The organism is Aneurinibacillus uraniidurans, assembly GCF_028471905.1.
GTDB classification, from domain to species: Bacteria; Bacillota; Bacilli; order Aneurinibacillales; family Aneurinibacillaceae; genus Aneurinibacillus; species Aneurinibacillus uraniidurans.
Genome location: NZ_CP116902.1, coordinates 999,430 through 1,016,261 on the forward strand (window position 1 = coordinate 999,430; position 16,832 = coordinate 1,016,261).

Genomic DNA, 16,832 nt, shown 5'->3' on the forward strand with positions numbered 1-16,832 from the left:
CAATGAGAGTAAATTTATTTAGCTTCGTTATATAAGGTGTAAAAGCTTTTACAAAGAAGAAGGGGAACTGTTACATGAGGTCTAATGAAACGAATTTCATAAAACGATTGCAGCTCGGAAAAGAAGATGCTCTAGAGTTTATCGTGGATAAGTATTTACCCTTAGTAAAGGGAGTTACGCACAAGATCCTCTTTCCCATCAAACAGGATGGTGTCATAGAGGAGTGTATCAACGACGTCTTTCTCTCCATTTGGAACAATGCGAACAAGTTTCACGGAGATGCCACCGATTTCAAAAAATGGGTATGTGCCATCACAAAATTTAAGGCAATTGATTACTACAGAAAAGCGACGAAACGCGTAGAGTTGATTTCAGAGCATGTTGAGACAAGTGAAGCAGCATCCATTGAGGACGAGTTGATTGAGCGCGAAGATCGCACCGAGCTTATTCGGCTCATTAACCAGATGGAGCCCGTGGGTCGGGACATTTTTATCATGAAGTATTTTTTAGGATTAAAATCTGAAGAAATATCTGCAAGGCTTGGACTGACAGTCGCTTCTGTGCATAACAGAATCTATCGAGGTAAAAAGAAATTAAAGCAAGAAATCACCAATTTTAAGATGGGAGGCCATCTCGCATGAAAGACATTTATGAATTACTGAATAATATCGATCTCAACGATCAGGATTTTGAAGAGATGGAAGTTAGCGAACTTGAAAAGGCGAAGGTCAAAAAAGCTTTAAGAAGTTCAATCCATAAAAAGCAAACAATTTGGAAGAAGAAGGCTGCAATTGCTTCCATCGCGATGACTCTTTCCGCAACTTTGGCCTGCTTTGCCTATCCTACTTATGCTGAGCGTATTCCATTGATCGGGAATATTTTTAAATTCTTGGACGAGGGGCGGAGCGGTTTATACGACAACTATCAAGAGAATGCACATGAAATGAATATGACTAAGGAAAGAAACGGTATTGGCATCACGATCAAGGATGCTGTTTTTGACGGAAAAACTGTATTTGTAACATATTCCATTGAGAGCGATAGAGATTTAGGCGAGCATCCAAATCTTCTAAATCATTCAGAGATAAAGGGTGCAAATGGAATGACAGGAAGCTCAAAGGTTTCAAGGGTTGATAAGAATTCTTATGTTGGTATAGATACCTACACGAATCAGAACAGTGAGGAAGATAAAGAGATCCATCTTAATTGGAATGTAGAGGGGATCATACCAGATACACAGACAAAGGCCGATGAAATTAAAGGTCCTTGGAACTTCAATCTCTCCGTAAAAGCAAGTCAGAAGAAGATACAACTGGTAAACGATAGCGCTGAGCAAGCTGGCATAAGAGTTAATATTGAAAAGGTAGCCGTGACGCCAATGTCCTTCACTGTGTATTATGACCAAAAAGTCCAACAAGAGATGCAGAGGGATTGGGATGATGTGTATGTGGACTTGACCGTTACAGATGATTTGGGCAACGTTTATGCGGGTCAGGGAAATGGCGGAGGAGGAAAAAGCAAATATGATTTGGCCTGGACAAAAACGTTTCAAAAGCTTGATGAAAAAGCAACAAAACTTATTGTTACTCCTCATATCGAGCTACGGAACTACACCCCTGAAAATCATGGGGAATGGAGAGAGTCAGGAGAGTCCATGGAAAAGAGTGCAACCTCTTCAGCTAAAATACCTGGCGCAGTGAAAAATATTACGTTGCCGGAAATTAAGATTCCGTTGGAGAAATAATCTTCTCATAAGTACAGAACGAGCCAATAATAAAAGAACGCCTGAAACCAGGCGTTCTTTTATTATAAGTTGGATACAAAATCCACGTTGGATGCTTATAAGATATTCAGTTTTGCAATAAGAGCAGCCAGGATTTGTGCGAGCAGTTGGATGTTAACTGAGATATCGGTATCGATTGTATGGACAGTTACCCCTTTGGAATTTTCAACGAGTGTTCTGTGGTGGCTTGCTTGCTTCATGAATGATTTCTGGAACAGCTCTTGCGAGATTTCGTTCGCTACATTACCATCTGCGATTGATACACTAAGGACAGCTGCGATCGCGAATTGGAGAGAGGCTTGCAGGTTGAGAGCGGCTTTTGTGTCGCGAGTTGTTACTTTAACATCGCAGGAATTGCGGACGACAATCACTTCATCAGATGTTTGAATCGTATCGGATTCCTGAACAGCCGCCTGCTCTACTTCTGCTCTTTCACGCTCAAGCGGGTGGAAGCAGTCGCGAAGTGCATTGAATCTACAATCACGTACTACCTCTACAGAACGAATAGCGCGACGATGGCGACGACGGCGGCAAACCGCTTTACGTCTTCTTTTCATTTTTTATCTTCCTCCTTGTTTGGATTTGTTATATCCTATGGGAGTTTTATAGAGTTGGTATAGACAAACAGACTGAGGAAAACGCACAAAAATTACTAGAGTTTACGAAGCAGGGTAATGAGAAAAGCCAGACCTATCAAATTTGATAAGTCTGGCTTTTTTCATTAGGTAGTCTTGTTGTTTGCTTCTTTTTCTTTCTCGATAAACTCGTTAACTTGCTGCTGTAGAACTTCCACCATCCGCTTCATCTGCTCTTTTTGTTCATCCGGAATTTCTCGGTCCGGGCGAATGCCATGCCTCTTGAATATATCTGTTACAAGCAGATCAGCGATCGAGCGTGTAAAATCCATATTCTCGCCTGACGGTTTCTGTTCGTCCATATCGATTCCTCCCTGCATTCGTGTACTACTGTCACGATATGCGAGAGCAGGCAAGAGGTGAAGAGAATAGGCCAGTGCGGAATACTTAGTTGTATTCTACTTCGCCATGCTTCATATCAATCAAAGAGCCGCGGGATAATGACATCATAAGAACAGCGATCATTTCGTGCATAATAATCGTGTGATTGTTGTTAGATTCCTGCATAAAGGTGCGAAGCTGTTCGCGTACAGCAGGAACGCCGGTTACTTCAATAATAATATCCACTTCTTCTCCGCGTGCTACAAGGTCCATAAAGTTCGTTGTAGTCGGGATGTTTTGATTGCGAGCAAATACGATGCCTGGTGCATCTTCTTGCAGGTCTGCCACGCCAAGTACTGTAACAAATGGAGCTTCGGCAAGTTGTTTTAAAAGTGGACTCCCTGTTTCTCCGCCTCCGATGACTACAATGTTAATTTTCCCGTTTTTCATTTTGTTTCCTCCCCTGTAAGTACCTATCTAAATCCCTAAAACATTATATATCCAAGAAGTACCATGCGCAATATGCAAAAAGCGGGTGAGACTCCTAAGAATCTCACCCGCTTTTTTATAATCTGCTATCGCAGATATACAATTACAGTTTTACAACGTTAGCTGCTTGTGGTCCGCGGTTGCCTTCAACGATGTCGAATTGAACGCTTTGACCTTCTTCAAGGGATTTGAATCCTTCGCCTTGGATCGCAGAGAAGTGAACGAATACATCGTTGCCACCTTCAACTTCGATAAATCCAAAACCTTTTTCAGCGTTAAACCATTTTACTGTACCTGTATTCATGTACAAAACCTCCAAAGTGATAACTAGTAGTATGTAGTTCTTTTATCTACCGGAGCAAATAAAAAATTCACATACTTATAAAGAGTGTCTTCCCAAAAATCTCACCCTTTATAAGATGTGAATTGGAAACTTCATCAACTGTTATTCAAGATGAATTCATTATATCATGCCATAACTGGAAATGCAATGTATGAATGTAGAGAGGAATGCAAGGAGCGGGTAAGATATGATAAGCTAGAAAAAAACACGGAAGAGGATGGGGCATGAAGAAAGAAGCAAAATATATTGCAGGCATCTCGCTGGGGATTATGGGAGCGGGTTTTGCCGCAACGCTCCCCTTTCATGATCGGTTGGTGAGCGGAATTATAAATGGGGGATTCGAAGCCGGGTTGGTCGGTGGGCTGGCAGACTGGTTTGCTGTCACAGCACTGTTCCGCCATCCGCTGGGACTTCCGATCCCACATACGGCGCTTTTACCGCGTAACCGTAAACGAATTACGGATGCGCTTGTTCATACACTGGAGAATGACTGGCTTACAAAGGAAAGTATTGAAGCTAAAATTCGTGAAGTTCATATGGTGGACAAGCTGCTTGATTTGCTGGAGAGTGAAATGACAGGTTCAGCCTTTCGGGAAGCTGTGCAAACAATTGCCGTTCGGGTGATTCGCTCGATAGACACAGCGATATTTGTACCGATACTTGCACAGATGGGACGCGACTATATCCGCAGCATCGATACGAAGCAGCTGCTGGATCGCCTGATTGAAGAAGCCATTGCAGGTGAGTATGACAGTAAGCTATTTGATTTTGCTTTAAGTCGGGCGTCGGATTGGGCGGTGCGCACAGAAACAAAGCATAAGCTCGGCTCGATGGCACTTTCTGCGCTGAACAATCTAGAACTTGATGGATTCATGCAGTTCGCACTTAAATCATTTGCGGGCATGGTAAATGAAGAAAAGCTCGGTAGTATTTTACAGACCTTGATTGTACACGGATGCGATAATTTGCGTCGTTCGGGAAACAAAAATCGGCAGGCTGTTCTTCTATATATACGGGAAGAATTAGCGCGAGCAGGCGAGCATGAAGGATTGCAAAAAGCAGTTGAGAATGCGAAGGAAGTGATGGTAACCCGTATTAATCTAGAAGAAAAAATTGCAGATATGCTTACCCAGCTTAAGGAACGGGTTCTTGCGTATGTGCAGACCGAGGCATTCCTGGATAGACAAGCATTGCCTCTTTTATCCTGTCTACTCACGGATATAAAACAAGATCAGGGGCTATGTGATCGCCTCGAAGGGTGGATGAAGCGTCAGCTTGTCATGCTTATTAACCGCAATCATTCTAAAATTGGCACGCTTGTGCGTGAAAATCTGGATCGGCTCACTGATGAGACATTAATTGAGATGATGGAAGATAAAATTGGGAAAGATATTCAATGGATTCGTGTGAACGGGGCTGTATGTGGCTTTTTGATTGGTCTTGTACTAGCGAGTGTCCGCGCATTGGCATCTTGACCGAAGAAGCTCCGGATGGAGCTTCTTTTTCTGCAACAAAGGAGGCTATATACGGTGAAAAGCAAGTTTTCCATGATTTTGTTGCTGGTTGGCGCCACAATGCTGTTCGGAGAGCTCAAGTTTCAGCCATTCCATAGTGAATTTCGTATTAGTTTTGGTAGTGCCTTTTTCTTTTTTGCGCTTATCTGGGTTCGTGAAATTCCGATTTTGCTGACGTCTGTGTTGACAGGAAGTGCCGTAGTCGGATTCCGAATTTTTCTTGATTTTATTTTTCCCGCTCATCCGTTCTCTGTGCACGACAGTGTGCTGACTCATCTGCCTACCCTGGCATTTTATATGGCGTTTGGATTGATTATGTGGTTCGGTCGGGCCTGGCGTTATTTGCAGCAGCCGATTCGTCTAGCTATGATCGGGGTTGCGGCTGATTTTTTAGGAAATGTGACCGAATTAATCGTCCGCAAGAGTTTGACGTACGGCTATTTTTATGTGCCGGTTGTCTGGCAGGATGAATATTTTCTCCTCATTTTGGCTTTTGTCCGTAGTTTTCTCATTGTTGGTTTCTTTAATATTATTGAAATCCGGCATTTGCGAGAAATTCACGAAGAGCAGCAGCTTCGGTTTGAGAAATTGCTGATGATTGGGAGTGATCTCCATGTGGAAGCGCTCTATCTAAAGAAAATGATGGGTCACATTGAACAAGTGACCCGCAACGGCTATCATCTGTATCGCGACGTAAAGCAGTACGAAGCATATGGTGTGCTGCCAAAAGAAGAGCTTCCACTATCACGCCGTGCATTATTTATTGCCGAAGAAGTACATGAGATTAAAAAAGACTCTCAGCGCATCTTAAGCGGCATGAGTAAAATCATTCAACAGGAAGAAGCAGCAAGCAGGCTCGGATTGCGGGATATTCTTCGTCTTGTGCTGAATGCCAATGATAAATATGCTCGTATGTTAGGGAAAAAAATACAGTTTTTTGCAGATATTCAAGTTGCGCTCGTAACAGAGGAAGTATACTCCCTTCTATCAGTGCTAAATAATTTGTTATCCAATGCAGTCGAGGCCATTGAAGAGGAAGGGCGGATTATGCTTCGGATACGACGTGAGGGAAATATGTTTATGTTCGCTGTAACGGACAGTGGGAGTGGGATTGCTGAGGGAGAGGAAGACTATATTTTTAATCCAGGCTATACGACAAAATATGATGAACAGGGCAATGCATCTACAGGGATTGGACTCGCTCATGCCCGACATATTGTCGAGCAGCTTGGTGGTACGCTCACAGTGAACCGTGGACAGGCCCCTGAAGTTACGACATTTATTGTACGCCTTCCAGTTGAAGTGCTGCGCAAAAGAGAGGAAGAAACCGTATGAGATTTCGTTTTTTTATTATCGATGATGATCCATCTTCACGTAAGATGCTGCATAACGCGATTGAGTACGAAGATCTGGGTGACATTGTCGGGGAGGCCGAGGATGGATTTGGGGCAGAACCTACAATTTTAATGAAAAAGTGTGACATTGTCCTCATTGATTTGCTTATGCCCAAGCAGGATGGCATTGAAACGATCGAACGTTTGCGGGAAATGGGCTATGAAGGTAAGTTCATTATGATTTCGCAAGTCGAGCATAAAGATATGGTGGCGGAAGCGTACAGCAAAGGGATCGAATATTTTATTCATAAGCCGATCAATCGGATTGAGGTGCTATCTGTCATTAAAAAAGTGATGGAGCACATTAAGCTTGAACGCTCACTGCAAGGCATTCGGCATACGCTTTCATTTCTGGATATGTCATCGCAGCAGGGTGAACCAAGTCGCAAGGAGCGAGGCGGTCGTTCGTTTACCCAAAGTGTGCTTGCAGATTTTGGAATAGTTGGAGAATCTGGCAGCCGCGATCTTGTTAATTTGATTGAATATTTACTCAAGAAGCATAGACAGGAGAGCATCAGGGATTTTCCGGCACTTAAGGATATGTTTACAGAGTATGCGACCTATATAGAAGCAGAGGATGTGCAGCGGGAAGTAAAGGCGATGGAGCAGCGTATTCGTCGCGCTGTCGCACGGGCACTGCAGAATCTCGCTTCGCTTGGGCTTGAAGATTATAGCAATCCGAAATTCGAGCTGTATGCATCGAAATATTTTGATTTTACCGATGTGCGTCAGAAGATGCGGGAGATTGAGCAGAACGAAGAAGGATCGCGCGTCCGACTGAATGTGAAGAAGTTTATTTTCACGTTATATTTAGAGACAAAAGAGAATGTGTAAAAGCAGTATTTGTCTGTCGTTTGTACGATTTCTGTGAATTCCTTGCCCCCATACATCGAAAAACTGGTATGATAAATACGCAACGAATGTGATTGTTGATATCCATTCGCCCAATCGTTACATACGATGAAGAAAATAGGCACAGGCGTAACCTTGTCCTAGACGTTTAAGGAGGCAATACCCTTGGCAACGAAACAAAGAGTAGGAATCATCTACGGAGGCAAGTCAAGCGAGCATGAGGTGTCGATTCATACGGCGCATTCGATCATTCAAGCGGTCGATAAGGAACGATATGAGGTGTTGCCGATCTATGTAGATGTGACGGGGAAATGGGTGCAGGGACCATGGGTGACGGATGTGCCGGAGAAGGCAGAAGAATTGCGCTATACACTTGATCAGCATCAAGCGCCAGATGTATTTACCCTGGCAGAACAGGTAGACGTAATTTTTCCGGTTATTCACGGCCCGAACGGAGAAGATGGTACGCTACAAGGGATGCTTGAGCTGCTTGATGTACCATATGTTGGTTCTGGTGTTCTCGGTTCTTCCCTTGGTATGGATAAAGTAATGATGAAAGAAGTATTTGCGAGTGCGGGTCTACCGCAGGGCGCATACCGTAGTTTTCTGCGCAGTGAGCTTCATGCAGATATGGACGGTATTTGCGACCGTATCGTAGAAGAACTTGGTCTGCCGTGCTTTGTGAAGCCAGCCAATATGGGATCAAGTGTCGGCATTAGCAAGGCAAAGGACCGGGATGGCTTGATTGAGGCATTGAAATTTGCCGCACGTTTTGACCGGAAAGTGATTGTCGAGGAATTCATCGCTGGCCGCGAATTGGAAATTGCCGTGCTTGGCAACGACAATCCAGCAGCTTCTGTTGTCGGGGAGATTATTTTCGGCAATGAATTTTATGATTATGAAGCGAAATACAAAAGTAACAATACCCGCCTTGATATTCCAGCACTTGTGCCGGATTCAGTGGTGACACGCATGAAGGAGCTGTCTGTGAAGGCGTTTCTTGCTCTTGATTGTAGCGGGTTATCCCGTGTTGATTTCTTCTGGAATGAAGAACGCGATATGCTTTATATTAATGAAATTAATACGCTGCCAGGCTTTACGCCATTCAGTATGTATCCGATGATGTGGAAGGCGGCAGGCGTAGAATATGCTGAACTGATTGATCGTCTGATCGGGTTTGCGATTGAGCGTTATACCGAGAAGAAAGAAAATGAACTGGTAGCTGAGAAGTTTATGGAATAATTGTACACGGGTAAAAAGAGGAGCGGACATCTGTCTGCTCCTCTTTTTTTAGGTTACGAGCATGTCGATTGCTCATGAAGTTCCTGCTTGAGAAATTGATAAAGTTTCAAGCCTGCCGATGTCAACGGATATTCTGATGTGTTACAGAGGATACCGAAAGTCATGTCGATAAAACTGCCGCTTATCGTCCGTACCGTGGTTCCTGGAGGAATTCGTTGCAAAATGATTTTTGGAACAAGGGCGATACCTAATCCACTTGCGACGTAATATTTCAAAGCGGTCATACTTCCTACTTCCATCGTATTTAGTGGCATATTCCCTGATTCCTGTAATGTCATTTCAAGTTTTCGGCGGTACGGGCAGGTTGCTGACGTAATGAGCAGACGATGTTCTTGAATATCATCGGGCACTATCACTGCTTTTTGAGCAAGCGAATGGTTTTCTGGCAGTACGATCGCAAACTCTTCTTTAAATAAAGGTTCAAAATGGAGAGGAGCTCCTAGATCGGGTGTAGAGCATAGTGCTAAATCAATATCACCATTGAGAAGTCGATCGCTTAATGTTGATGTGTTTGCAAAATCAACATCGACACGTATTTTAGGAAAATGAGATAAAAATCGTTCTAAAATACTAGGCAATCGATAGCTGCCAGTTGGCTCCGTCACCCCTAAACGAATATTTCCTGCTTCGCCCAATTGCAAATCCGATAGGTCTGTTTGTAATTGCTCCATGTTCTTAATAATTTGTAGACTTTTTTCATGAAACAATCTGCCAGCTTCCGTTAATCGAATTTTTTTTCCGCGCTCGATCAACTGAACACCTAGGCTGGATTCTAGTTTTTGAATTTGCATCGTGACGGTAGATTGAGCATAATTCATTTCTTCGGCTGCACGATTGAAACTTCCATAATTCACGATCATTTGAAAAGTTTTTAATGTCTTGAGATCCATCGTAGTACCTCTAGTATTTAGTTCATTTTTTTTGAACAAAACATTTCATTAGTTCAATTATACAAATTAGATATGACGATATACAATCATTTATATCAAGTTACAATAGTAGGGAGATGATTGAAAATGATGTTAAACAACAAAGTAGCCCTCGTTACCGGTGGTGGTACAGGGATTGGTAGAGCAACATGCCTTGCACTGGCTAAGCGTGGTGCAACTGTTGTAGTGAATTATTCGCGCTCTACTGTCGATGCAGAAGAAACCGTACAAATTATCAATAACGAGGGTGGGCGAGCGATAGCCATACGAGCCGATGTTTCCAAAGATAAGGAAGTACGGGAGATGGTCGGTATAATTATCGAAAGATTCGGAACAGTAGATTTGCTTGTGAATAATGCGAGCATCACGCGGCACATTCCGTTAGACGATATGGAGGCGGTGACAGAGGAAGCGTGGGATGAGCTTTATAATGTTAATGTCAAAGGAATGTTTTACTGTGCGAGAGCTGTTGCTCCTTTTATGAAGAACAACAAGCAAGGAGCAATCGTCAATCTTGGCAGCATAGCTGGACAAACAGGAGTAGGCTCTTCGCTTCCATATGCGGTATCCAAAGCCGCTGTTCACGGTCTCACTAAATCATTAGCTCGTGCTTTAGCTCCGGACATTAGAGTTTGCTGCATTGTGCCAGGAGCTGTTGCGACAAGATGGTGGGCTGGCAAGGAAGAACAAATGAAGCAGTTAGCACCTAATCTTCTGCTGCAGCGCATTGCATCACCTGAAGATATTGCACAAATGATCTGTGCGGTCCTGGAGCAAGAGGCGATGACAGGTCAAATCATTACAGTAGACAGCGGGCAAACATTGTAACCTAATAGTAGGTTGCAAAAGTCTGGTAGAGGGGAGACAACATGAACGAGCAAGAGGGACATCCGGTTATTTTGTTTGATGGTGTGTGTAATTTGTGTGAGGGTAGTGTCCGGTTTATTATTCAGCGCGATCCAGGGGCCGTGTTTCGATTTGCAGCGCTGCAGTCGAAGGCAGGTACAAGGCTTTTGCAGGCATATCATTCAGATGCTGCTATGCCGGATAGTGTAGTTGTAATCGAGAGCGGGAAGGTGTATACGCATTCGACAGCAGCTCTGCGAATTTGCCGTCATTTATCAGGTCTATGGCCACTTTTGTATGGGTTCATGATTGTTCCCCGAGTATTGCGCGACGGTGTATATCGATGGGTGGCACGCAATCGCTATCGATGGTTTGGCAAAAAAGAAGCGTGCCTGATGCCGACACCGGACATACAAGCACGCTTTCTGGAATAAGTAGATCGTTAGCGGAGTGCGTCGAGCAGCGTCTCCATTTTCATGCCGCGCGATGCTTTCAGGAGCAGTGCATACTGATCGCTTTTGAAGGCTTCAAGGTAGGTGGCAGCATCTTCCTTGGATGCAAAATGATGAGCTTCTTCGCCGTATCCTTCTGCCAGATAGCGGGCAGCATCCCCGATGGCAACGAGTGTGAATGAGGTACCAAGCGAGCGAAGCTTCTCACCTACTTCGCGATGGTAAGCCGTACTTTGTGCACCAAGCTCAAACATATCGCCAAGCACAAGCACCTTCTTCCGTTCTGGATAAACGGATAAGAACGTTTCGACAGCTGCCATCATCGAAGATGGGCTGGCGTTGTACGCATCGTTAATAATAAGCAGCCCATTTGCACCCTCGTTCCGTTCAAAACGCATAGCAGAGATAGACAGATTTGCCAACTGGCGGGTAATTTCGCTTTCGCTTAGACCGAGTTGAAGGGCAATGAAGATGCCAGGAAGTGCATTGGATACATTATAATCGCCAAATAAAGGCATGAAGCAGCGGAACTGGCCGCCCGCGTATGTGACCGTAAAGTGAGTGCCTTTCTCATCAAAAGAAAGGTTAGACGCAGTAACATCCGCTACAGTTGTATCCTCACTATCGCGCTGCACATGATAAAAATAGGTTTTGCCCGGATTAAGAGGGGCGAGTGCGGCTACGAGAGGATTATCCATATTTAAGCAGGCGAAGCCATCCGGGTTGGTATGACCGAGCAGTTCTCCTTTTGCCTGAGCGATTGCTTCGCGTGATTCAAAAAATTCAATATGAGCATCATTCACATTCGTGATGACACTGAATGTCGGGCGTACGATGCCTGCGAGCAGATCAATCTCTCCTGCATGATTCATGCCGAGTTCGAGCACGGCTGCTTCCGTATCCGGTGTGATTTGCAGCAGGGAGAGGGGAACACCGAGATGATTATTGAAGTTTTTGTATGTTTTATACACATGTTTGCTGCCTGATAGCAGATGGGCAAGAATATCTTTAGTCGTTGTTTTTCCGTTGCTACCGGTAATTGCAGCAATCGGGATAGAGAGGCGATTGCGGTAAATACGTGCTAGCTGCTGAAATGCTTTTTCCGTATCCGGCACAAGAATAAGAGCGAATGAAGCTGGTACATCAGCGGCTTTAGCAAGCTCGCGATTGGACACGAATGCGGCAGTCGCGCCTTTTTGGGCGGCAGCAGCCAGGAATTCGTGACCATCGCGCACGCCACTTGTCAGTGCGACAAATAGCGAATGGTTTGTAAGCTGACGTGAATCAAAATGAACGGACGTGATCAGGATTTCGTCATTTCCCTGGATAAGTTCGCCTTCCGTAATGGCTGTGATTTCTTTCACTGTGAACATAAATGTCCCTCCCGCATCAAGTTTCCTTCCCATGCTATCACCATACGGAAGGGGGGGCAAGAATCTATTTTCGCAGAAAAGTAGCACTCAAATATTGACCTGCTCGGATGTGTGTAATATAATGTTTTTTGACGACTTTTCCAGTGCGTTTTTGTGCTGTGTCGTTGTTTATGGTTAAGGCGGAGGGAGGGGAAACAAATGGCAGAAGTTCGTGTACGTAAAAACGAGTCGTTAGACCAAGCGTTGCGCCGATTCAAACGTGACTGCTCCAAAGATGGCGTTCTTGCTGAGGTTAAAAAGCGCAGACACTATGAAAAGCCTAGTATCAAACGCAAGAAAAAGTCCGAGGCAGCTCGTAAGCGCAAGTTTTAGGAGGAATAAGTAATGAGACTCGTCGAACGTCTTACTGATGACATGAAGCAAGCGATGAAAAGCAAAGACAAGCTTAAACTTTCCGTTATCCGCATGGTGAAATCCGCGATCAAGAACGAGGAAATCAACCAGAGCAAGGAATTGTCTGACGATGAAGTTTTAACGGTCTTGACTCGCGAGCTCAAGCAAAGACGCGATTCCCTCCAAGAATTCGAAAAAGCTGGTCGTGACGACCTTGCAGCAGCCTCACGTGATGAGATTGCTGTATTAATGGAATATATGCCTGAACAGCTTGGAGAAGAGGACATTCGTAAGCTAGTCGCGGAAGCGATCGAGCAGACAGGTGCTTCTTCTAAGAAAGACATGGGTAAAGTGATGGGCGTTCTAATGCCGAAGGTTAAAGGACGCGCGGATGGTGCACTTGTCAATAAAGTCGTTCAGGAACTCTTACAGTAGGACGAACTGTTCAAAAAGCCTTCCCAATTTTGGGGAGGCTTTTTGAATATTGTCGAAGATTGCCGTAGAATGTCATTCTACTATCTATTATAATTGATAGGTAATAAAAAGGAATGTAAGGAGAGGGTTACAGAGATATGATGGAAGCCCAACAGAAGGCATATACGCAGAAGGAGGCTCCTTTGCTCCGTACGCAGAAAAAGCCGAAGCGGGTTCTGCGTACGATTGCGGGTTTGCTCTTGATGCTATTTTATTTTACCCTGTCATCGTTTGCACTTGTCCTATATGGTCCGTTTGAGAATATGCGCCGGGCGGTTGTCGGTGCTGTATTGACAAGTCGCCATCCTCAATACATCGAACCGTTCTATTCAGCGGAGACGCTGAATAAATATCGTCCAATTTCCATGGAGACTATGAGCGAAGGAACGATGCATGCAGGGAACTTCTCGCAGGTTCACGATGACGGGATTGATGTGATCCCGATCACGACAACGAAGTATTCCGGTTCACTGCTAGTCATTAAGGACCCGAAGCGGGTGCATGTGGCTGTGACGAAAGAACTTGGCAATGTCGGTGAAACCGTGAGCAGCATGGTGAAGCGGGAGAATGCAATTGCCGGCATTAATGCTGGTGGATTTTATGATGTTAAAGGAAAAGGGACAGGTGGTATGCCGCTTGGTGTTACCTTATCACGTGGCAAATACATCGGTGGTTATCAAGGAGTTGCACAGCCGATGATTGGCTTGACTAAAGAGGGAGCGCTTGTGGTCGGCAAATACAAATATGAAGACTTGCAGAAGCTTGGCGTACAGGATGCTGTATCATTCGGGCCGCAGCTTGTGCGCGATGGGCAACCGTTCCTGAAAGAGGAAGATGATTCATGGGGGATTGCACCGCGCTCGGCGATTGGTCAGCGTGAGGATGGTGCGATTCTTCTGCTGGCTCTCTCAGGACGAGGAAAGAACGGAATTGGCGCGAGCCTAATTGATTGTGAAGAAGTGATGCTTGAGAACGGTGCGACTGTTGCTGCGAATCTGGACGGAGGATACAGTACCGAGTTGTATTATAATAATGAATTTCTTGTTGAGCCATCCAACCCGCTTGGAGAACGCTATGTGGCTACCAGCTTTATTGTGGATGGGGTGAAAAAATAATGCAGCAGAAAAAAAATTCAGGCTTCAAAAGATGGGGAATCGCCTTCGTTGTACTCAGTGTACTTCAGTTTGGATCAATGTATGGCATTGACCTCTTTTTAAAGCCACCATCGCTTGAAGCTGCTATGAAAAAAGCAGGCGGTGCAGTATCGGCTACCGCTACACCTGCTGAAAGTAGGGTTAGTGTCCCGGGGTCTGCTGTGCTCTCGGCACTGACAGAAGATCAGAGACATGTCGCTTACACGACAGCAGATAATCGGCTGCAAATTGAAGATAAAACAGGTCTTCTTTTCGATCAGGACGTTGGGGATGTCACATTTATGAAGTGGCTTGAGCCGTCTGATACGCTGATTTATTTTGTCAAAGGAAAATCGACGCTGACTGGCTATCTCATACGAGCAGGTGCTAACAGTGAGGTGAAGCCGGTAGAGATACACCAGTGGTCTTCGAAACAACGGGAAGTAGAAGCGGTGTATTTCTCGCCGTATCTTGAGTTCGTCTATATCGAGATGAACAATGGTAGTTATGACGAAGTGTATAAATACAAGGCGAGTACAGGGATTCATCGTCTCTCGCTTGCGAATGTTGTGATTGATCACATCGATTACAATCCGACAGAGGACAAGCTAGTGATCACGACCGATAAAGGGAAGGTATGGACATATGAGGGTGACCGTCTTCGCCGTCCAGATGGTTCGAAGGTAATCGACAAAGCCGAACCAACTACTACGGAAAAGAAAAAGTCGTCTTCACAAGTGGATGAACCGAAACGCACGAGTGGGAAGAAATCGGATAGTACGAAGGATGAGCATAAAAAGTCGCGTGAGACGAATGAGAAGTCAACAAATGAATCGCAGAAATCTGACAAATCGAGTAAATCAGATAAATCAAAAACAGAAGAACAGCAGCCGCAGCAGGAGCCAGCCGTGAATGGGGGGGGCGATCCTGCGCCTGTTGAACAAAATAATAAAGTAGGGAGCGAGGCGAAATAAGCCTCGCTCTTTTTTTTAGCTGTGTTTCCTCTCATATTTTGCCTTGCTCACTCATAACGTGAAGAGTAAGAACGAACGACGTTCCTCTTCTGGACGCGAAGAGAGGGGGCCTGGCGCGTGAAAAAATGGAGCGAAAAATGGCGGCGATTTGCAACCGGTGTGCTCGATATGCCGAGTGACCTTACGATGGAAATGCCGCGCATTACCATGATCGGACAGCTGCAGATGTATATTGAGAATCACCGCGGAGTTCTGTGGTTCAGCAATCAGGAACTCCGTTTGCTTTTGACGAAAGGACAACTGCTCATTCGCGGGGAGAATCTTGTAATCCGTGCCATTTTGCCAGAGGAAGTTCTTGTTGAAGGGATCGTCAGCCAAGTGCTATTTATCGATGAATAATAGACGGAAGGGAGATAGACGATGAAAAACGGAGTCAGCTGGTTTCAAGGCTATCTCGTGTTATGTGTACGTGGACGACGCCTGGAGCGTTTTTTGAACCGGGTTGTGGGAGATGGCATACATGTATGGGATATTCAGCGTACAGGCGAAGAAGCATATATGAGTGTACCGCTGGCTAGCTTCTTTGCACTTCGCCCGTTTCTTCGGGAGACAGGCTGTCGGGTGCATGTCGTGCGTCGGGTTGGTCTACCATTTGTGCTGCGCAAATTGCGCACCCGGTTTATGTTTGGCATAGGGATTATTTTGTTTGTTCTCGGTGTGTACATGCTCTCTCAGGTTGTCTGGCGTGTTGATGTGGTGGGAAATGAACGCATTCCTGCGTTTCAAATTCAGGAGATGGCAGCTCGGGCGGGAGTGAAACCGGGCGTATTCACATTCCGCATTCCCGAGCCAAAAGAGATGCAGCGCCGTCTGCTGCTTGATATGCCAGATGTTTCCTGGGTCGGATTTGAGATGAAGGGAACGACCGCGATTATTCGCGTCGTGGAGAAAGTGATGCCAACACCGCGTGACACATCTGGGCCTCGTCATATTATCGCCACCAAAAAAGCAATTGTTCATTCGATCTTCGCAGAAGCTGGGCGCCCCCTTGTACGTCCGCAAAGTTGGGTACAAAAAGGAGATATCCTCATCTCCGGTGCACTGGGCAATGAGGAGCAGACACAGCTTGTGGCAGCGAGGGGCACGGTTGAAGGTGAAACATGGTATGAGTCGGAGGTGACGGTGCCACTCAAGCAGCAGCATCCAGTGCTGACGGGTGAATCGTATACAAGCCGCTATCTCATGCTTGGAACATATCAAGTTAAGATTCAAGGATTTGATGTTCCAGAATATAAGCAGTCTGTTAGAAGTGAGAACACAGACTGGATTCATGCGGGCGATTATATTTTTCCGCTTGGGATGAAAACGGAAGTTGTGCGGCAAAATGAAAGTATTACGAGTACGCTCACAAACAAAGAAGCGCTAGAAATCGGCAAGAAATACGCTAGGGAAACCTTATTAAAAAGCCTGAAAAAGGGTGCGTATATCAAAACGGAAAAAGTTTTGCACGAAAACCAAGAGAATGGTAAAGTTTATATGAAGCTTCATTTTGTTGTAGTAGAAGATATTGCGGCAGAACAGCCGATTACAGAGCAGCCTATTACGAACGAAGGGGACTGAGGTCT

General features: G+C 45.0%; 20 protein-coding genes. 14 read left to right on the plus strand and 6 right to left on the minus strand.

Translation table 11 applies throughout. The annotated features are described in order from the left end of the window. Window positions 1-74: 74 nt before the first annotated feature. Window positions 75-641, plus strand: coding sequence for a sigma-70 family RNA polymerase sigma factor (locus PO771_RS04960; protein WP_272562176.1), 567 nt, complete (start codon window positions 75-77; stop codon window positions 639-641). Beyond that, entirely contained in the window at window positions 638-1,744 is a 1,107-nt protein-coding gene (locus tag PO771_RS04965; protein WP_272562177.1) for a DUF4179 domain-containing protein, read from the plus strand. The genes PO771_RS04960 and PO771_RS04965 overlap by 4 nt, the downstream gene beginning before the upstream one ends. Window positions 1,745-1,839: 95 nt before the next feature. Here PO771_RS04965 and PO771_RS04970 read toward each other — a convergent pair whose 3' ends face one another. The 4 genes from PO771_RS04970 to cspD all read right to left on the minus strand — a co-directional run bounded on the left by PO771_RS04970 (window position 1,840) and on the right by cspD (window position 3,532). Then, the gene (locus tag PO771_RS04970) at window positions 1,840-2,340 is read right to left on the minus strand and encodes a spore coat protein (RefSeq protein WP_272562178.1); all 501 of its coding nucleotides are present in this window, start codon (window positions 2,338-2,340) and stop codon (window positions 1,840-1,842) included. 164 nt (window positions 2,341-2,504) lie between these two features. Continuing rightward, the gene (locus PO771_RS04975; RefSeq protein ID WP_272562179.1) at window positions 2,505-2,720 is read right to left on the minus strand and encodes a hypothetical protein; all 216 of its coding nucleotides are present in this window, start codon (window positions 2,718-2,720) and stop codon (window positions 2,505-2,507) included. 85 nt (window positions 2,721-2,805) lie between these two features. Then, complete coding sequence (locus tag PO771_RS04980; RefSeq protein WP_272562180.1) at window positions 2,806-3,189, minus strand: hypothetical protein; 384 nt, start codon at window positions 3,187-3,189, stop codon at window positions 2,806-2,808. A gap of 142 nt (window positions 3,190-3,331) precedes the next feature. After that, a complete protein-coding gene (gene cspD, locus PO771_RS04985; RefSeq protein ID WP_272562181.1) occupies window positions 3,332-3,532 on the minus strand; it encodes a cold-shock protein CspD in 201 nt (66 codons plus the stop codon). A gap of 263 nt (window positions 3,533-3,795) precedes the next feature. Here cspD and PO771_RS04990 point away from each other — a divergent pair, with 263 nt between their 5' ends. The 4 genes from PO771_RS04990 to PO771_RS05005 all read left to right on the plus strand — a co-directional run bounded on the left by PO771_RS04990 (window position 3,796) and on the right by PO771_RS05005 (window position 8,573). Further along, on the plus strand, window positions 3,796-5,046 hold the full coding sequence (locus PO771_RS04990) for a DUF445 domain-containing protein (RefSeq protein ID WP_272562182.1): 1,251 nt from the start codon (window positions 3,796-3,798) through the stop codon (window positions 5,044-5,046). A gap of 54 nt (window positions 5,047-5,100) precedes the next feature. Beyond that, window positions 5,101-6,420 carry a sensor histidine kinase gene (locus PO771_RS04995; protein WP_272562183.1) on the plus strand — a complete coding sequence of 440 codons (1,320 nt, stop codon included), beginning with the start codon at window positions 5,101-5,103 and terminating at the stop codon, window positions 6,418-6,420. Then, window positions 6,417-7,313 carry a response regulator gene (locus PO771_RS05000; RefSeq protein WP_272562184.1) on the plus strand — a complete coding sequence of 299 codons (897 nt, stop codon included), beginning with the start codon at window positions 6,417-6,419 and terminating at the stop codon, window positions 7,311-7,313. The genes PO771_RS04995 and PO771_RS05000 overlap by 4 nt, the downstream gene beginning before the upstream one ends. Window positions 7,314-7,496: 183 nt before the next feature. Further along, window positions 7,497-8,573, plus strand: coding sequence for a D-alanine--D-alanine ligase (locus PO771_RS05005; RefSeq protein ID WP_272562185.1), 1,077 nt, complete (start codon window positions 7,497-7,499; stop codon window positions 8,571-8,573). A 53-nt stretch (window positions 8,574-8,626) separates the two neighbouring features. On the opposite strand, the gene PO771_RS05010 is transcribed toward PO771_RS05005, so the two are convergent. Further along, a complete protein-coding gene (locus PO771_RS05010; protein WP_272562186.1) occupies window positions 8,627-9,523 on the minus strand; it encodes a LysR family transcriptional regulator in 897 nt (298 codons plus the stop codon). A 126-nt stretch (window positions 9,524-9,649) separates the two neighbouring features. On the opposite strand from PO771_RS05010, the gene PO771_RS05015 reads away from it, so the two are divergent. Together PO771_RS05015 and PO771_RS05020 are read left to right on the plus strand one after the other, a co-directional pair. Continuing rightward, complete coding sequence (locus tag PO771_RS05015; RefSeq protein ID WP_272562187.1) at window positions 9,650-10,390, plus strand: SDR family NAD(P)-dependent oxidoreductase; 741 nt, start codon at window positions 9,650-9,652, stop codon at window positions 10,388-10,390. 41 nt (window positions 10,391-10,431) lie between these two features. Then, the gene (locus PO771_RS05020; RefSeq protein ID WP_272562188.1) at window positions 10,432-10,842 is read left to right on the plus strand and encodes a thiol-disulfide oxidoreductase DCC family protein; all 411 of its coding nucleotides are present in this window, start codon (window positions 10,432-10,434) and stop codon (window positions 10,840-10,842) included. A gap of 8 nt (window positions 10,843-10,850) precedes the next feature. On the opposite strand, the gene PO771_RS05025 is transcribed toward PO771_RS05020, so the two are convergent. Continuing rightward, window positions 10,851-12,233 carry a UDP-N-acetylmuramoyl-tripeptide--D-alanyl-D-alanine ligase gene (locus PO771_RS05025; RefSeq protein ID WP_272562189.1) on the minus strand — a complete coding sequence of 461 codons (1,383 nt, stop codon included), beginning with the start codon at window positions 12,231-12,233 and terminating at the stop codon, window positions 10,851-10,853. Between the two features lie 198 nt (window positions 12,234-12,431). On the opposite strand from PO771_RS05025, the gene rpsU reads away from it, so the two are divergent. From rpsU to yqfD, 6 genes are all read left to right on the plus strand, one after another. After that, the gene (gene rpsU, locus PO771_RS05030; RefSeq protein WP_040301847.1) at window positions 12,432-12,605 is read left to right on the plus strand and encodes a 30S ribosomal protein S21; all 174 of its coding nucleotides are present in this window, start codon (window positions 12,432-12,434) and stop codon (window positions 12,603-12,605) included. A gap of 12 nt (window positions 12,606-12,617) precedes the next feature. Further along, the gene (locus PO771_RS05035) at window positions 12,618-13,061 is read left to right on the plus strand and encodes a GatB/YqeY domain-containing protein (protein ID WP_272562190.1); all 444 of its coding nucleotides are present in this window, start codon (window positions 12,618-12,620) and stop codon (window positions 13,059-13,061) included. Window positions 13,062-13,198: 137 nt separating this feature from the next. Continuing rightward, entirely contained in the window at window positions 13,199-14,215 is a 1,017-nt protein-coding gene (locus PO771_RS05040) for a phosphodiester glycosidase family protein (RefSeq protein WP_272562191.1), read from the plus strand. Continuing rightward, window positions 14,215-15,207, plus strand: coding sequence for a hypothetical protein (locus tag PO771_RS05045; protein ID WP_272562192.1), 993 nt, complete (start codon window positions 14,215-14,217; stop codon window positions 15,205-15,207). Before PO771_RS05040 ends, PO771_RS05045 begins: the two co-directional genes overlap by 1 nt. 117 nt (window positions 15,208-15,324) lie before the next feature. After that, window positions 15,325-15,606: a sporulation protein YqfC gene (gene yqfC / locus PO771_RS05050; protein WP_272562193.1), complete on the plus strand. Its 282-nt coding sequence runs from the start codon at window positions 15,325-15,327 to the stop codon at window positions 15,604-15,606. Window positions 15,607-15,627: 21 nt separating this feature from the next. Next, window positions 15,628-16,827, plus strand: coding sequence for a sporulation protein YqfD (gene yqfD / locus PO771_RS05055; RefSeq protein WP_272562194.1), 1,200 nt, complete (start codon window positions 15,628-15,630; stop codon window positions 16,825-16,827). Window positions 16,828-16,832: the final 5 nt, after the last annotated feature.

Excerpts from the sequence above, each read along its gene's own strand:
- PO771_RS04975 (WP_272562179.1), bottom strand. The coding sequence starts at position 2,720 with ATGGACGAACAGAAACCGTCAGGCGAGAATATGGATTTTACACGCTCG.
- rpsU (WP_040301847.1), top strand. The coding sequence starts at position 12,432 with ATGGCAGAAGTTCGTGTACGTAAAAACGAGTCGTTAGACCAAGCGTTG.
- PO771_RS05025 (WP_272562189.1), bottom strand. The coding sequence starts at position 12,233 with ATGTTCACAGTGAAAGAAATCACAGCCATTACGGAAGGCGAACTTATC.
- PO771_RS04970 (WP_272562178.1), bottom strand. The coding sequence starts at position 2,340 with ATGAAAAGAAGACGTAAAGCGGTTTGCCGCCGTCGTCGCCATCGTCGC.
- PO771_RS05040 (WP_272562191.1), top strand. The coding sequence starts at position 13,199 with ATGATGGAAGCCCAACAGAAGGCATATACGCAGAAGGAGGCTCCTTTG.
- PO771_RS05020 (WP_272562188.1), top strand. The coding sequence starts at position 10,432 with ATGAACGAGCAAGAGGGACATCCGGTTATTTTGTTTGATGGTGTGTGT.
- PO771_RS05000 (WP_272562184.1), top strand. The coding sequence starts at position 6,417 with ATGAGATTTCGTTTTTTTATTATCGATGATGATCCATCTTCACGTAAG.
- PO771_RS04990 (WP_272562182.1), top strand. The coding sequence starts at position 3,796 with ATGAAGAAAGAAGCAAAATATATTGCAGGCATCTCGCTGGGGATTATG.
- PO771_RS04965 (WP_272562177.1), top strand. The coding sequence starts at position 638 with ATGAAAGACATTTATGAATTACTGAATAATATCGATCTCAACGATCAG.
- PO771_RS05045 (WP_272562192.1), top strand. The coding sequence starts at position 14,215 with ATGCAGCAGAAAAAAAATTCAGGCTTCAAAAGATGGGGAATCGCCTTC.
- PO771_RS04980 (WP_272562180.1), bottom strand. The coding sequence starts at position 3,189 with ATGAAAAACGGGAAAATTAACATTGTAGTCATCGGAGGCGGAGAAACA.
- PO771_RS05035 (WP_272562190.1), top strand. The coding sequence starts at position 12,618 with ATGAGACTCGTCGAACGTCTTACTGATGACATGAAGCAAGCGATGAAA.
- PO771_RS04960 (WP_272562176.1), top strand. The coding sequence starts at position 75 with ATGAGGTCTAATGAAACGAATTTCATAAAACGATTGCAGCTCGGAAAA.
- PO771_RS05010 (WP_272562186.1), bottom strand. The coding sequence starts at position 9,523 with ATGGATCTCAAGACATTAAAAACTTTTCAAATGATCGTGAATTATGGA.
- yqfD (WP_272562194.1), top strand. The coding sequence starts at position 15,628 with ATGAAAAACGGAGTCAGCTGGTTTCAAGGCTATCTCGTGTTATGTGTA.
- cspD (WP_272562181.1), bottom strand. The coding sequence starts at position 3,532 with ATGAATACAGGTACAGTAAAATGGTTTAACGCTGAAAAAGGTTTTGGA.
- PO771_RS05015 (WP_272562187.1), top strand. The coding sequence starts at position 9,650 with ATGATGTTAAACAACAAAGTAGCCCTCGTTACCGGTGGTGGTACAGGG.